We start from the raw sequence: 14,744 nt of genomic DNA on the forward strand, positions 1-14,744 counted from the left end.
CGGTTACCGGAAGGAGTCCGCTGATGACGGATTACCGGGCGGTGATGAAGCTGCTTGTGCAGCAGCGTTCGTACCGCCAGATTGAACAACAGCTCGGATGCTCCCACCGCGCGATTTCCCGGTCGAACCAGGTGCTTCGATCCCTCGGGATTCGCACTATCGACCAGGTGTTGGCGTTGACGGATGATGAGCTCGACGAGTTATTCGTAGATGGGCGCAGCACAGGCCAGGGCGAGTTCGTCCCTATCGATTTCGATGCGGTGGTCAAAGCCCGCACCGGGCGTAACAAGCAGACACTGCAAGTGCTGTGGGCACGCTACACCTCCACACCTGCTTTACCCGGCCAGCTCCATTACAGCTACGACCGGTTTCGCCAGTTGGTGGCGTCCCATGTCGATGCGGCCGGTTTGACCGCACGCATCACCCATACACCGGGGCACACCATGCAGGTGGATTGGGCAGGCACCAAGATGCGCCTGTTCGACCCTTATGGCGCACCGGGGGTAAAGGTCAGCGTGTTTGTTGCCTCAATGCCGTATTCCGGGATGATTTTTGCCCTCGCATGTCCGGATGAGCGCCAGCATTCCTGGCTTGATGCCCACCACCACGCGTTCGCCTACTTCGGGGGCGTGCCTGAGGTTGTGGTGCCGGATAATGCCTCGACTGCGTCGAACGCGATCAGCGCGGCGGATCGAAACCGCAAGGTCAATGACACCTACGAGCAGTTTTTGGAGCATTACAACACCGCAGCGCTGCCCACAAGGTCGAAACGGCCGAAAGACAAAGCCAATGTCGAAGCCGCAGTCAAGATCGTCACCCACAAGGTCATCCACGCACTCGATGGTCACCAGTGCGTCGACCTTGACGAACTCAACACGCGCATGAGGCAGTTGGTTGACCAGATCAACCAGGCGGTGCCGTTTCGTCACCAGCAGTCAAGCCGCAAAGACATTTTCGATGCGCATGAAAGACACCTGTTGACAGCACTTCCCGATACCCCGTGGCAGCGCACCGAGTGGAAACGCGCCAAGATCGCCCCGGATTTCCACATCACCGTAGCCAGCGTGCGGTACTCCGTGCCGCACCAGCTCGTTGGCCGCACTGTCGATGTGCGCATCACCGGGCAAGTGCTCACGGTCTTCGATGGTGGCCGTGCCGTTACAACCCACACGCTTTCCCACACCCGCGGGGCGTATGTCACCGATACCGATCACATCCCGGCGAACATGGATCACACCCAGGGCCTGTGGACGAGCGATTACTTCCTGCGCGAAGCCCAAAAAATCGGCCCGGCGACACGCACCGTCATCGAGGAAATGATCGCGGCGAAAGCAATCCCGGCCCAGGCGTACCAATCGTGCAGAAACGTGCTGTCAATGGGCAAACACGCCAACAAGCCCGTGCTGGAAGAAGCATGTAAGCGTCTGCTCTCCTCCGACGGGACCCGCCGGGCGGTGTCCTACACCGCGGTCAAAAACATGATGGCCGCCGTACGCAAAGAAGCCGCAACTCGCCCACACGGCTTCGACCAGCCGGCACCGGCCACACCTGGGCATCCGGCCCACGCACCCGCCGCTGCCACACGCGACACCAGCGGCGCCTACCTCGGTGGTGCAGCACAGTTCAGCCTGGACAACCTCATCAAGAAAGGAACCACAACGCCATGACCCCACCGACCCCGCCGCAAGAGCGTTTCCTCGACGAATCCGTCCTCGCGGACTTCACAGCAATGCGCATGACAGCCTTCGGCAAAAGCGTCATCGACATCGCCAACGACCCAACCTTCGATACGTGGACCTTCTCACAAAAGGTGCTCTACGCACTCGACAAAGAAGTCGCGGCCAGACGCGAACGCCGCATCAACAAACTGCTCAAGGCATCACGATCGCCAAACCCCGATGCCTGCCTCGAAGACGTCGTCTACGCGCCTGACCGCAACATCAACCCAGAACAAGTCAGCCGACTCGCTCACGGACAATGGTGCCACCTGGGCCAAAACATTGTCATCTTGGGCAAATCCTCAGTCGGCAAGACCTACCTCGCCCAAGCACTGATCACCGCAGCATGCCGCAACGACTACTCCGCCAGGTTCTACCGCACCGACATGCTTGCCGCGCACTTCGCAGTGATGCCACTCGACGACCCAGCCCGGCTCAAACTCACCCACGAGTTGATCAGCGTCGACGTGTTAGTCCTCGACGACTTCCTCACCACCCCAGTCGATGCCACCACCGCACACCTACTCTTCAACATTCTCTCCGAACGAGAAGGCAACCGATCAACAATCGTGACCTCACAGTTCACCCCGCAAGACTGGTACAGATCCATCCCGGACGCCGTCATCGCCGAATCCATCCTCAACCGACTCATCGCCGGCGCCGAAATCATCACCCTCGAAGGGCCAAACATGAGACTGGAAGCTAACCAGTAACTCCACAACACGCCTGAGCGGGGACCGCTACCGGATCCCCACTCAGGCGCTACCACAAACTCACCACACCGCTACCATTTCAATCTTCTAAACACCCCTGCCCGAACCCACCGCCGACACACCTGCCCGCACAATACCTAGGGCCCGTATCTCCCTGAAACCCTCGCCAGGCAGCGCTGGCACCATCCGCCCCGCTACATGGCGAAAGGCGTGGCGCGAGGCTGCCGCGGAACCCGGGAACAGCGTGGACAAGTCCGGCGAGCCCGAGCTGCGCCGCGCCGTGGCCGAGCACCTCCGTCTCGCCCGCAGCATGCGCGTTGCCCCGGACCAGATTGTTGTCACCGGCGGCTCCCGCGAAGGGCTGATGTGCATCCTCTTGGCGCTTGGCCCGAACCTGCGCGTCGGCGTGGAAGACCCCGGGCATCCGGGCCTGCGGCGCGTAATCCCGCTCGGCGGCCACGAGGTGGTGGAATGCACAACCGACGCCGACGGCATCGTGGTCGACGCGCTCCCCGACTTTCTCGACGCCCTGCTGGTCACCCCGTCGCATCTCTACCCCTTCGGCGGCGCCATGCCCGCGGCCCGCCGCGTGGAGCTGCTCGAGTGGGCCGCGCGAACCGACACCGTGGTAATCGAGGACGACTTCAACACCGAGCTGCGCTACCGGATCTCCCCGCAACCGGCGCTGTCCTCGCTGGCCACCCGCGCGGACGTGCTCACCCTCGGCACGTTTTCCACGCTGCTGTCCCGCGAACTCGCCGCGGGCTACGTCGTCGCCTCACAAGCGACCGCCGAGGCGCTACGCGAGGTCCGCAGCGTCCTGGGCATGCCGGTCTCCTCCGTCACCCAGCGGGCGATCGCGCATTTGCTTAACGACGGCGTCGCCCGCCGCGCATCCCGCGCCGTCCACCGCGGGCTGGCGCAGCGACGCGAGGTGCTGAACCAGCGGCTGGTTCCGCTCTTCGACGGCGCCCGGCTCGCGCCCGGCGACGGCGCGGACCTCACTGTGCGCTTTGGCACACGCGAGGAGCGAGATGAATTTGAGAAACGCCTACTTAAAGCCGGTATTGAATCCGGGCACGAATCCACCTTGTGGACCAACAGCGGCGACGGTTTGGTGCTGAGCTTCGCGCACCTCAGCGCTGGTGATTTCGGTGTTGCTGTCGACACAGTTGCGCAGACGCGCGCTACCCTGGGCCGAGCCCAGACGTGAAGCGAAAGAGGGAACGGATATGGACGAGGCAATAAGCCTGGCGAGTCAACACTTTGACGTCGTTGTCGTTGGAGGCGGATTCGCCGGGAGCGCGGCAGCGATCAATCTCGCTCGGGCGAACCGGAAGGTGTGCCTGGTGGACGCGGGCACGCCCAGGAACCGCAACAGCGAGCACATGCACGGCGTGATCGGTCTCGACGCAGAGAATCCCTCCGCACTGCTTACCCGCGGCCAGGCCGAGTTCGTGTCGTACGGGGGCCTTCTTATCGACGGACGCGTAGAAACCCTGGAGCACCTGGACACGGGTGATTGGTCCGTGAAGCTCGCGTCGGGCGAAGCATCCACAGCTTCGCAGGTACTGGTTGCAACCGGAATCACGGATGTGCTTCCCGAGGTCCCCGGGTTGAGCGAGATGTGGGGCACCCGCGTTTTCCACTGTCCGTACTGCCACGGGTACGAGGTCAACGGCACGAATCTCGGTGTCGTCGGAGGCAAGAACCCAGGGTTTACCACCAGGATCGCAACGTTGCTGACCAAGTGGGCCTCCAGCGTCACGCTTTACTCCAACGGGATGGACCTGAGCCCAGAGCAGCGCGAACGCCTTGAACAGCGTGGAGTAGCTCTCGTCGTCGATGAGGTATCGCGAGTTTCACCAGCCACTGACGACGACCACACCGTCGAGATCACCACTGACTCCGGGCCGATTCGCTATGAAGCTTGCTTCACTGGTCCGGAGTTCAAGCCGAACGACGAACTCCTTCGGGGAGCTGGCTGCACTGTTGCAGATGGCTGGGTCCAGGTTGAGGGAGGAAAGACCTCACAGCCTGGACTGTGGGCGATCGGCAACGTAGTTAGCTCGCCGGATCAGGTCTCTCAAGCGCTCGGATCGGGTGCCGCCGTGGCTATCGCCATCGATCAGCATCTCTTCGACCAGGGCTAAGCGAAGGTCAGCGCCGTTCCTAACCGATAACCTCCGCGGCTAAGACGCGTTTTCCGTGGCGGCCGGTGAATCGCGCCCACTCGTCCGGGTTGGCGGTGTTCGGCATGTCCTCGCTTTCGTCCTGCTCGGCGCGGACAGCCTGGCGCAGGTGCTCTTCCGTCAGGCCCGCGGTAGATACGCCAGAAAGGTGGTCCTTGATCGCCAACTTTTTGGCGCGGTCCACCACGTTGGCGATCATCGCGCCGGAGACGAAGTGGTAGTAGTGCAGGGTTTCGGCGGAGCCGTCGACAAGCTCTAAGCGCACATAGGGGCGCGGGGCGAACATGGCGTCGGCGGTGGCGTCGATAAGCAGCTCGCGCGGGGACGCGAGCGGGACCTCGTCGGTGATGTAGCGCGCGAGGATGTCTTTGGCCTCGTCCTTGTTGGGGCGGGAGACGCGGATTTTGATGTCCAGGCGGCCCGGGCGCAAAATCGCCGGGTCTATGAGTTCCTCGCGGTTGGTCGCGCCGATGACGATGACGTTGGCGATGTCCTCCACGCCGTCGATTTCGGTGAGCAGCTGCGGCACCACCGTGGTCTCCATGTCGGAAGATACGCCGGAGCCGCGGGTGCGGAAGATGGACTCCATCTCGTCGAAGAAGACGATCACCGGGTTGCCTCCGGCGGCCAGTTCCCGGGCGCGCTCGAAGATCAGGCGGATGCGGCGCTCGGTTTCGCCGACGAACTTGTTTAAAAGCTCGGGGCCTTTGACGTTGATGAAGTGCGCCTGTCCCCCGTCGCCGATGCGCTGCGACAGCGAATTCGCCACCGCCTTGGCGATGAGCGTCTTGCCGCAGCCGGGCGGGCCGTACAGCAGCAGGCCCTTCGGCGGGCGTAGGTCGTAGGCCTGGTAGAGCTCCGGATGGGAAAACGGCAGCTCCACGGAATCCTGGATGGTCTCGATCTGGGAGGCCAAACCGCCGATGTCCGCGTAGGTGACGTCCGGGACCTCGTCGAGCGAAAGCTGGTTGACCTCGGTTTTCGCGATGCGCTCAAACGCGTAGCCGGCAGACGCGTTGACTAGCACCGTGTCGCCGGCGCGGGCGGCGTGGCGCAACGGCTCGGCGAGCATGACGATCGATTCCGCGCCCTGCTGGTCCGCCACAATCGCGCGGTCCCCGCCGACGCGCTCGACCATGGTGGCCAACTGACCGGTGGGGTCGAAACCGCAGGTCTCCACCACAATCGTGCCTTCGCCCAGCCGCACGAGCGTGCCGGGAACAAGCTTGGACGGGTCCACCAGCGGCGAGACCTTCAGCCGCATGCGCCGGCCGGTGGTGTGCACCTCGGCTTCCCCATCGCGCGGGGCGGGTGCGAGGTAAATCCCGTACGTCGATGCCGGCTCGTTGAGCTCCTCGACCTTCGCATACAAGTCGTTGAGCTTGTCGCGGCTGACTTTCAGCAGTTCAGCGAGCTTCTCGTTGCGCGACCCGAGATCGCGGTTCTTGCGCTTGAGCTCGCGCAGCTCCGGTCCGAAGGCATCGTCGTGGATTTCAGGCATACGTTCGAGCCTACATAGGAGCGAGAGGCTTATCGACGAGCTTTGCGCTGCGGCCGCGGCGGCGTCACCCCGTCGGCAAGCCGGCGCGTCCACACGAGGAATGCCGTGTGGGCGTTCATGCGGTGCTCCGGGCGCGTGGCAAGGCCGTCGACCTTCCACTCGCGCAGCAGGGTCTCCCACGCGCGTGGCTCGGTGAAGCACTTCGCCTCGCGGATGGCCTCCATGATGTTCATCAGCTGCGGCACGGTAGCCACGTAGGTCATGAACACGCCGCCCGGGATGAGCACGCTTTTCACGGTGCCGATGAAGTGCCACGGCTCCACCATGTCCAAGATGATGCGGTCGACCTGGCCGTCCAGGTCTTCCGGGGTGACCTCGCCGAAGTCGCCGAGGCGCGGGGTCCACCACTCCGGCTCGCCGCCGAAGTAATCGGCGACGTTGTCTTTGGCGAACGCCAGGTGGTCGTCGCGGATCTCGTAGGAGTAGACGTGGCCTTCCGAGCCCACGGCGCGCAGCAGCGACATGGTCAGCGCGCCGGAACCGGCGCCCGCCTCGAGCACGCGCGCGCCCATGAAGATGTCGCCCTCGACCAGGATCTGGGCGGCGTCCTTCGGGTAGATCACCGCGGCGCCGCGGGGCATGGACAACACGTGGTCCACCAGCAGGTGGCGGAAGCACAGGTAGTCGGAGCCGAGCGTCGACTTCACCACGGTGCCCTCGTCGGCGCCGATGATGTCGTCGTGGCTGACTATGCCCTTGTGCGAGTGGAACTGCCCGCCCTCTTTGAGCTCGATGGTGAAGTGGCGGCGCTTCGCGTCTGTGAGCTGCACCTTGTCGCCTGGCTGGAACGGTCCCGAATACATGGCGGTAAGTATGCCCTACTGCGCGGCCGCATAAAAAGCCGTCAGCGCGCGCACGAAGTAGTCCATGTCGTCCACGCCGCACAGCTCGCGCGCGGAGTGCATGGACAACAGCGGCACGCCGACGTCCACCGTGGGAAGGCCCAGGCGCGTCGAGGAAATCGGCCCGATGGTGGACCCGCAGGGCACCGCGTTGTTGCCCACGAATGTCTGGTGCGGCACGCCCGCCGCGCGGCAGGCCAGGATCCACTCCGTTTCCGTGGCGGCGTTGGAGGCGTAGCGCTGGTTCGCGTTGATCTTGAGCACCGGGCCTTTGTTCACCAGCGGGTGGTGTGTGGGGTCGTGCTTGCCCGGGTAATTCGGGTGCACCGCGTGGGCCGCGTCGGCGGAGACCTGGATGGAGCCCGCGATGATCTCGGCCGGGTCGCCGAAGCCTTGCGCCACCTTGGACAGCACGCGCTCCAGCAGCGGGCCTCCGGCGCCGGCGGTGGATGCGGAGCCGACCTCCTCGTGGTTGAAGGCCGCCAGCACCAGGATGTCCTCGGCGTCGTCCTTCGCCGCGAGCATCGCCTCCAGGGAGGCCCACACGCTGGTGAGGTTGTCCAGCCTGCCGGCCGCCAGCAGGTCGCCGATGACCTCGCCGCGCTGCGCATCCGCGGTGATCAGCTCGTGCGCCACCACGTCTTCGGCGTTGATGCCCGCGGACTCCGCCGCCAACTCCAGCAGCGGACGGTCCACGCCCAGGATGGGCTGGGTGTGCACCTGGCGGTCGATCTCCGGCATGTCGCCGCGGTAGAGGTGGATGGCCAGATTCGGCACGCGCGCGACCGGGCCGGTGTTCACCAGGTGCTCGGTGCGGTCCGCGGTGACCACGCGGCCGGCAAACGTGAGGTCGCGGTCGAACCAGCTGGCCAGAATCGGCCCGCCGTAGACCTCCACCGGAACCTGGCGGAAGCCCTCGCGCACCACGTCCGGGTCCGGCTTGGCCATCAGCCCCGGCGAATCGGTGTGGGAGCCGACCACCCGAAAGCGCGGGCGGGTCTTCTCCGGCACCCACCAGGCAACCGCGGCGCCGTCGCGCACGATGAGGTGGCCGCCGGGGGCGTGTGCGCCGTCGTCAAGCGAAAAGCCCTCCGCCTGCAACCTCGAGGCGACGTTGCTCGCGGCGTGGAATGCGGAGGGACTCTCGGCGATGAAATCGATGAACGGCTGTGTCATGGCTCCACTCTATGATGTTGGGCACCATGTCTGATGCCAGTACTCCCCCACGCCCACTAGCCATCTCGCCCTCGCGCGCCTCCGACTACAAGCGCTGCCCGCTGCAATACCGGCTGCGCGCCATCGACAAAATCCCGGAGCCGTCCACGGAAGCGCAGGTCAAAGGCACACTGGTGCACGCCGTGCTGGAGGAGATGTTCGCATGGCCGCGCGAGGAGCGCACATACCCGGCCGCGGTGAAGCGCCTGAAGCCGAACTGGGAGAAAATGCGTGAAGAAGATCCCACCTGCGCGGAGCCGGTGAAGGACGAGTACCAGTTGCTTGTGGACGCCCGTACGTTGCTGCGCGGCTACTTCACCATGGAAAACCCGCTGGGCTTCGACGCGCACGCCCAGGAAATGCCGGTGGACTTCACGCTGCCGAACGGGGTGCCGGTGCGCGGATTCATCGACCGCGTGGACATCGCGCCTACCGGGGAGGTGCGCGTGGTCGACTACAAAACCGGCAAGAAGCCGCTGCCGCGCTACTCCGAAGACGCGCAGTTCCAAATGCGCTTCTACGCGCTGGTGTACTGGCGCATGTTCGGCGTTGTGCCCACGCAGCTGAAGCTGATGTATCTGAAGGTGATGGACTCGATGATCCTCGCCCCCTCGCGCGAGGAGCTGGAGTACTTCGAGCGGGACTTGGCGGAGCTGTGGTGGAAGATCGAGGCCGACGGTAAATCAGGCAACTTCCGCCCGCAGCAGTCCAAACTGTGCGGGTGGTGCGCCTTCCAGCACCTGTGCCCGGTCTTCGGCGGCACTCCCCCGGCGTACCCCGGGTGGCCGGGGTCGCGGGCGGAGGCGCGTAGCGACGGCGGCGCCCCCGAGGCCGGGCCCGAGGCCTAGAACAGGCCGGAGACCACGCCGTCGGCGTCGACGTCGATGTTGTTGGCGGCCGGCTGCTTGGGCAGGCCCGGCATGGTCATGACGTCGCCGGTGAGCACGAGCACGAAACCGGCGCCGGTGCGCGGGACGATGTTGCGCACGTGCAGCGTGTGGCCCTCCGGCGCGCCGAGCTGGGTCGGGTCGTCCGAGAAGGAGTACTGCGTCTTGGAGATGCACACCGGCAGGTTGTCAAAGCCGTTGTCCTTGAGCGTCTGCAGGTCCTTCAGCGCCGCGGCGGAGTACTGCACGTCGGCGGCGCGGTAGATCTCCTTGGCGATGGTCTCGATGGACGCCTCCACGCCCTCGGCCGGGTCGTAGAGCGGGTGCGAGGTGCCCTCGGTGAGGTTGTCCAGCAGCGTCTGGGCGAGCTCGAGCGCGCCGTCGCCGCCCTTGGCCCACACGTCCGCCTCGGCCAGCGCGATGTCCTTGGTCTGCGCCCAGTTCTTCAGGAAGTCCAGCTCGGCCTCGGAGTCGGTGGTGAAGCGGTTGAGCGCGACCACCGGGGTCACGCCGAACTTACGCACGTTTTCCACGTGGCGCTCGAGGTTGACAATGCCCTCCTCCAGCGCGGCGACGTTCTCTTCTGCCAGTTCCGCCTTGGCCACGCCCGCGTTGTGTTTGATGGAGCGGATCGTGGCCACAATGACGGCACCGGCGACGTCGAGGTCGCCGTAGCGCGCCTTGATGTCGAAGAACTTCTCCGCGCCCAGGTCGGAGCCGAAGCCGGCCTCCGTGAGCACGATGTCGGCGTACTGCTGGGCGGTGCGGGTGGCAATCAGGGTGTTGCAGCCGTGGGCGATGTTGGCGAACGGGCCGCCGTGGATGAACGCAGGCGTCCCGCCGAGGGTCTGCACGAGGTTCGGGTTGACCGCATCCTTCAGCAGCGCGGCCATCGCGCCCTGGGCACCGAGGTCACCGGCCGTGACCGGCTTCTTGTCGTAGGTCAGCCCGATGGTGATGTTGGCCAGGCGCTGCTTTAAGTCCTCCAGGTCCGTGGCCAGACCCAGAATCGCCATGATCTCGGAGGCGGCGGTGATGGTGAACCCGGTCTCCGCCGGCACGCCGTGGGCCGGGCCACCTAGGCCGGTGACCACGTTGCGCAGCGCGCGATCGTTGACGTCCACGCAGCGCTGCCAGGTCACGCGGCGCGGGTCAATGCCGAGCGCGTTGCCCTGGTGAATGTGGTTGTCAATGAGCGCGGCCAGGGTGTTGTTGGCGCTGGTGATCGCGTGGAAATCGCCGGTGAAGTGAAGGTTGATCTGCTCCATCGGCACCACCTGGGAGTAGCCGCCGCCCGCGGCGCCGCCCTTGATGCCCATCACCGGGCCGAGCGACGGCTCGCGCAGCGCGACCATGGCGTTCTTGCCCAGCTTCGCCAGCGCGTCCGTCAGGCCGATCAGCGTGGTGGACTTGCCCTCGCCCGCAGGCGTCGGCGAGACACCGGTGACCACGACGAGCTTGCCCGGCGTGTTCCCCGGGTTCTGGGTGATGTCCACCTTGGCCATGTGCTTGCCGTACGGGATCAGCGCATCGTCGGCGACACCCGCCTTCGCGGCGATCTCCGTGATAGGGGCGAGCTCGTGGGCCTGGGCAATTTCGACGTCAGTCAACGGTTGTGCAGTCATGCACCTCACACTACAACGGCGCCGATGGCATAACCCAGAATCACGCTGACAAAGATGCACACCACACCCGGAACGAGGAACGGGTGGTTAAACACATACTTGCCAATGCGGGTGGAGCCGGTGTCGTCCATCTCCACCGCGGCGAGCAGCGTCGGGTACGTCGGCAGCACGAACAGCGCGGAGACGGCCGGGAAGGCGGCGAGCGCGGTCAGCGGGCTCACGCCAATCGCCAACGCCGCCGGGATGAGCGCCTTGGCCGTCGCGGCCTGCGAGTACAAAAGCGATGCGGCGACGAAGAGCACGACCGCGAGCAGCCACGGCTTCGCGGTGAGCACGTCGCCGGCGATGCTTTGGATGTCTTCGATGTAGTAGTTGATAAACGTCGTGCCCAGCCAGGCCACGCCGAGTACGCACACGCAGGCGGACATGCCGGAGCGGAACACCTGGGTGTTTAAGATCTCCGCCGCTGTCGTGCGCGTGACCAGCACGATGGCGGCCGCGGCGCCAAGCATGATGGCCATGATCGCTTCGTTGCGCGGGATGGTCGGGTCCGCAATCAACCCCACCTGCTCCGAGATCAGCGTGGCGTAGACCATCACGATCACGATCGCGGCAAGGAAGATGCCCACCGAGGCCTTTGCGCCTTGGGGCGGGACGTAGTGCTCGCGCGATGCGGGCTTTGCGACGAGACCGTCGGCCACCCGCTGGCGGTAGACCGGATCATCCTCCAGCTCCGCGCCGGACTTGTTGGCAATCCACGCCATGGGGAAGATCGCGAAGAACGTCGCCGGGATCATTACCGCCAGCAGCTGGAGGTAGCCCACCCCGAGTGGCTCGAGCGCGGACGCCATGAACACCACTGCGGCGGAAATCGGCGAGGCGACGATGGCCATCTGCGAGGCAATCACCGCAGCCGACAGCGGGCGCGAGGGCCGCACCTTGCCTTCCTTTGCCACCTCGACGATGACGGGCATCGTGGAAAAGGCGGTGTGGCCGGTGCCGGCGAGCACCGTCATCAGCCAGGTGACAATCGGGGCGTAGACCGTGATGCGCTTCGGGTTGCGGCGCAAGAAGCGCTCGGCCAGGTCCACCAGGTAGTCCATGCCTCCGGCGAGCTGCATCGCGGAGATCGCGGCGATGACGCACATGATGATGCCGATGACATCGAACGGGATGGCCTCAGCGCTGACCGGCATCCCGGTCGCGCCGAGCAGCAGGACTCCGAGACCGCCGGCGAAGCCGATGGCGATGGAGCCCATCCGCGCGCCCACCACGATCGCCCCGAGGAGGATGATGATGTGGACGGCGAGTAACACGGCGGGCTCCTTCAGACAGTTATTAGGTCATCCCATTATCTGTCCGAAGGAGCCCGAAACGAAAATGCAGCCGGTGTGATGTTGCCTACCCGGCTGCGCTAAGCACTGAGCCTACGCCTCCAGGCCCGGCTCGTCGTCGACGTAGAGCTTGCCCCGGTACTCGGGGTGCATGAGGTTTTCCTTGCTCAACAGCTTCTTCAGGTCCTCTTCCTCGATGAGCCCCTTCTCCAGCACGAGGTCGTAGACACTCTTGCCGGTTTCCGCCGCCTCGCGGCCGATGAGGTCGCCGTTGTGGTGGCCGATCACCGGGTTGAGGTAGGTGATAATTCCGATGGAGTTGGTCACGTACGCCTCGCACACATCCTGGTTGGCAGTGATGCCGGTGACGCACTTCTCGCGAAGGGTCTTCGCCGCGTTGGCGAGCAGGCTGATGGACTCGAACAGGGACTGGCCGATCACCGGCTCCATCACGTTGAGCTGAAGCTGGCCCGCCTCGGAGGCCATGGAGATGGTCACGTCGTTGCCGAAGACCTTGAAGCAGACCTGGTTGACCACTTCGGGGATCACCGGGTTGACCTTCGCCGGCATGATCGAGGATCCCGCCTGCCGCTCCGGCAGGTTGATTTCGTTCAGACCAGCGCGCGGGCCGGAAGACAGCAGGCGCAGGTCGTTGCAGATCTTCGACAACTTCATCGCGGCGCGCTTGATAGCGCTGTGCATCATCACGTAACCGCCGGTGTCAGAGGTCGCCTCGATCAGGTCCGGCGACGCCTGGATGTCCAGACCGGTGACCTCGCGCAGCGCGGAGACCACCTGGTCACGGTAGCCGCTCGGGGTGTTGATGCCGGTGCCGATGGCGGTGGCACCGAGGTTGACCTCCAGCAGCGAGTCGGCCGCGCCGCTGATGGTGCGCTGCTCCTCGGCGAGGTTGGCGCCGAAGGCGGTGAATTCCTGGCCCAGGGTCATCGGGACAGCGTCCTGAAGCTGGGTGCGGCCCATCTTGATGATGTCGGCGAACTCATCGCCTTTCGCACGCAGCGCCTTCTGCAGCTCGTCGAGCTCCTCCAACAGCCCCTGTACGGCGTAGTACACGCCGAGCCGGAAACCGGTCGGGTACGCGTCGTTGGTGGACTGCGACATGTTGACGTCGTCGTTCGGGTTGATCACCGAGTAGTCGCCCTTTTCGCGGCCGATCAGCTCGAGCGCGAGGTTGGCTACCACTTCGTTGGTGTTCATGTTCAGCGATGTGCCCGCGCCGCCCTGGAAAACGTCGATCGGGAACTGGTCCATGCACACGCCCTCGTCCAGGATCTTGTCGCAGGCCGCGATGATGGCCTCGGACTTGTCCTTGGGCAGGGCATGCAGGCGGCGGTTCGCCATCGCGGTGGCTTTCTTCACCTGCACCATGCCACGAATGAACTCCGGCACATCGTTGATGGTGCTTCCGGAGATCTGGAAATTATCCTTGGCGCGCTGGGCGTGGATGCCGTAGTAGACGTCGGCGGGGACCTCGGCGGTGCCGAGGAGGTCTTCTTCAGTACGAGTGCTCATGAGCGCCACTATACGTAGCAAGACGCTTCTCGACGGGCGCTGCGTACCCCCGTTTTATGCCTGTCGAGCTGCAGAAAACCAACGATCCACGTCATCGGCGCCCGCGCCGACGAAGTTGTTCGGGTCGAACTTCGTCACACCCGCGGGAACCTCATCCGCCAGCCCCAGCACCGCGCAGCCTGCTGCGGCCCCGGCGGACATGCCGTGCCAGGAATCCTCCACCACGAGGCATTCCCCCGGTTCTGCGCCCGCGCGCCGGGCTGCCTCGAGGTACATGTCCGGAGCCGGCTTGGAGTGTTCCACCTCGTCGCCGGTGATGGTGCCGGCAAAGAAGTCGCGGCTGATCGCGTCGATGCACGGATCCGCCACCACCCGTTCCGTGTTGGTGCAGATGAACATCGGCGTGCCCCGCCGCGTGAGCGACTCGAGCACGCCGCCGATGCCGGGGTTGAGTTCAATGCCGTCCGCGAACAGCTCCGCCATGCGGTCGAACATCCAGGTGCGGTAGCGCTCCAGGTCGCCGTCTTTAAGCTCGTAGCCCGCCCACTCGGCCACCACGCTCAAGGTGTTGGGGAAGCTGCCGCCGATAGTTTTAGCGCGCACCTCCGGGGTGAGCGGGCGGCCCAGCAGCTCGCCGAGCTCGAAGGTGGCCTTGCCCCACAGCGGTTCGGTGTCGATGAGGGTGCCGTCCATGTCCCAGAGGACGGCCTTGGGCCTACTCAAGTTCCGGAAGCTCGTTGAGAGCCTCGTCCGTGGCGCCGGTGGCGGCCGCCGCGCGGAACACCAGGGTCTCGATGTCGGCCTTCTCCTCCGGTTCAAGCACCGCGTTGGCGTGCTTCTCGTTGAACTCTTCGAGGTTCTCGTAGAACGGAGCCACGACCTTCACCAGCGCGTCGCCCTCAGGATCGTCGCCGAGCAGGTCGAGGGCGTCCAGGAACATCTCCAGGAGCTTCTTCAAATCCGGCAGCACCGCCGGGTCGAAGGGCTCTTCCCACAGGTCCTTGTCCTCGTCCTGCAGGTAGGAACCGGTGGCGAAGGTGGTCAGGTCGTCGATGAATTCGTCTACCTCGGGCTGAAACTGGGCCCGAATCGAGTTGTCCGCAGCTGCGCTCATGCGCCCATTG

At 65.0% G+C, this 14,744-nt stretch carries 13 protein-coding genes; 5 read left to right on the top strand and 8 right to left on the bottom strand.

The window, feature by feature from the left end:
- Positions 1–23: 23 nt before the first annotated feature.
- The 4 genes from istA to ACX1NL_RS06245 all read left to right on the top strand — a co-directional run bounded on the left by istA (position 24) and on the right by ACX1NL_RS06245 (position 4,584).
- Entirely contained in the window at positions 24–1,667 is a 1,644-nt protein-coding gene (gene istA / locus ACX1NL_RS06230; RefSeq protein ID WP_458897654.1) for an IS21 family transposase, read from the top strand.
- Positions 1,664–2,431, top strand: a complete 768-nt coding sequence (locus tag ACX1NL_RS06235; protein ID WP_458897655.1) for an ATP-binding protein — start codon at positions 1,664–1,666, stop codon at positions 2,429–2,431. Before istA ends, ACX1NL_RS06235 begins: the two co-directional genes overlap by 4 nt.
- A 184-nt stretch (positions 2,432–2,615) precedes the next feature.
- On the top strand, positions 2,616–3,644 hold the full coding sequence (locus ACX1NL_RS06240; RefSeq protein ID WP_458898910.1) for an aminotransferase-like domain-containing protein: 1,029 nt from the start codon (positions 2,616–2,618) through the stop codon (positions 3,642–3,644).
- 19 nt (positions 3,645–3,663) lie between these two features.
- Entirely contained in the window at positions 3,664–4,584 is a 921-nt protein-coding gene (locus ACX1NL_RS06245; protein WP_448237797.1) for an NAD(P)/FAD-dependent oxidoreductase, read from the top strand.
- 19 nt (positions 4,585–4,603) lie between these two features.
- On the opposite strand, the gene arc is transcribed toward ACX1NL_RS06245, so the two are convergent.
- From arc to ACX1NL_RS06260, 3 genes are read right to left on the bottom strand one after another with little or no spacing between them, the layout of a single operon-like run.
- On the bottom strand, positions 4,604–6,124 hold the full coding sequence (gene arc, locus ACX1NL_RS06250) for a proteasome ATPase (protein ID WP_458897656.1): 1,521 nt from the start codon (positions 6,122–6,124) through the stop codon (positions 4,604–4,606).
- Between the two features lie 29 nt (positions 6,125–6,153).
- Entirely contained in the window at positions 6,154–6,987 is an 834-nt protein-coding gene (locus tag ACX1NL_RS06255; protein ID WP_458897657.1) for a tRNA (adenine-N1)-methyltransferase, read from the bottom strand.
- Between the two features lie 15 nt (positions 6,988–7,002).
- Positions 7,003–8,202: a M18 family aminopeptidase gene (locus ACX1NL_RS06260; RefSeq protein ID WP_458897658.1), complete on the bottom strand. Its 1,200-nt coding sequence runs from the start codon at positions 8,200–8,202 to the stop codon at positions 7,003–7,005.
- 26 nt (positions 8,203–8,228) lie between these two features.
- Between ACX1NL_RS06260 and ACX1NL_RS06265 the strand changes: the two genes are divergently transcribed.
- Positions 8,229–9,089 carry a RecB family exonuclease gene (locus ACX1NL_RS06265; RefSeq protein ID WP_311390404.1) on the top strand — a complete coding sequence of 287 codons (861 nt, stop codon included), beginning with the start codon at positions 8,229–8,231 and terminating at the stop codon, positions 9,087–9,089.
- Here the strand turns inward: ACX1NL_RS06265 and ACX1NL_RS06270 are convergent.
- The 5 genes from ACX1NL_RS06270 to ACX1NL_RS06290 all read right to left on the bottom strand — a co-directional run bounded on the left by ACX1NL_RS06270 (position 9,086) and on the right by ACX1NL_RS06290 (position 14,734).
- Complete coding sequence (locus ACX1NL_RS06270) at positions 9,086–10,753, bottom strand: formate--tetrahydrofolate ligase (RefSeq protein WP_458897659.1); 1,668 nt, start codon at positions 10,751–10,753, stop codon at positions 9,086–9,088. The two genes, ACX1NL_RS06265 and ACX1NL_RS06270, sit on opposite strands and share 4 nt — an antisense overlap.
- A gap of 5 nt (positions 10,754–10,758) precedes the next feature.
- A complete protein-coding gene (locus ACX1NL_RS06275; protein WP_181888430.1) occupies positions 10,759–12,069 on the bottom strand; it encodes an anaerobic C4-dicarboxylate transporter family protein in 1,311 nt (436 codons plus the stop codon).
- 111 nt (positions 12,070–12,180) lie between these two features.
- Positions 12,181–13,620 carry an aspartate ammonia-lyase gene (gene aspA, locus ACX1NL_RS06280; protein WP_458897660.1) on the bottom strand — a complete coding sequence of 480 codons (1,440 nt, stop codon included), beginning with the start codon at positions 13,618–13,620 and terminating at the stop codon, positions 12,181–12,183.
- A 54-nt stretch (positions 13,621–13,674) separates the two neighbouring features.
- Positions 13,675–14,313: an HAD family hydrolase gene (locus tag ACX1NL_RS06285; RefSeq protein WP_458898911.1), complete on the bottom strand. Its 639-nt coding sequence runs from the start codon at positions 14,311–14,313 to the stop codon at positions 13,675–13,677.
- A gap of 22 nt (positions 14,314–14,335) precedes the next feature.
- Positions 14,336–14,734 carry a hypothetical protein gene (locus tag ACX1NL_RS06290; protein ID WP_131771926.1) on the bottom strand — a complete coding sequence of 133 codons (399 nt, stop codon included), beginning with the start codon at positions 14,732–14,734 and terminating at the stop codon, positions 14,336–14,338.
- Positions 14,735–14,744 lie beyond the last annotated feature (10 nt).

The sequence above is a fragment of the Corynebacterium sp. CQ3829_602738 genome (assembly GCF_054478435.1).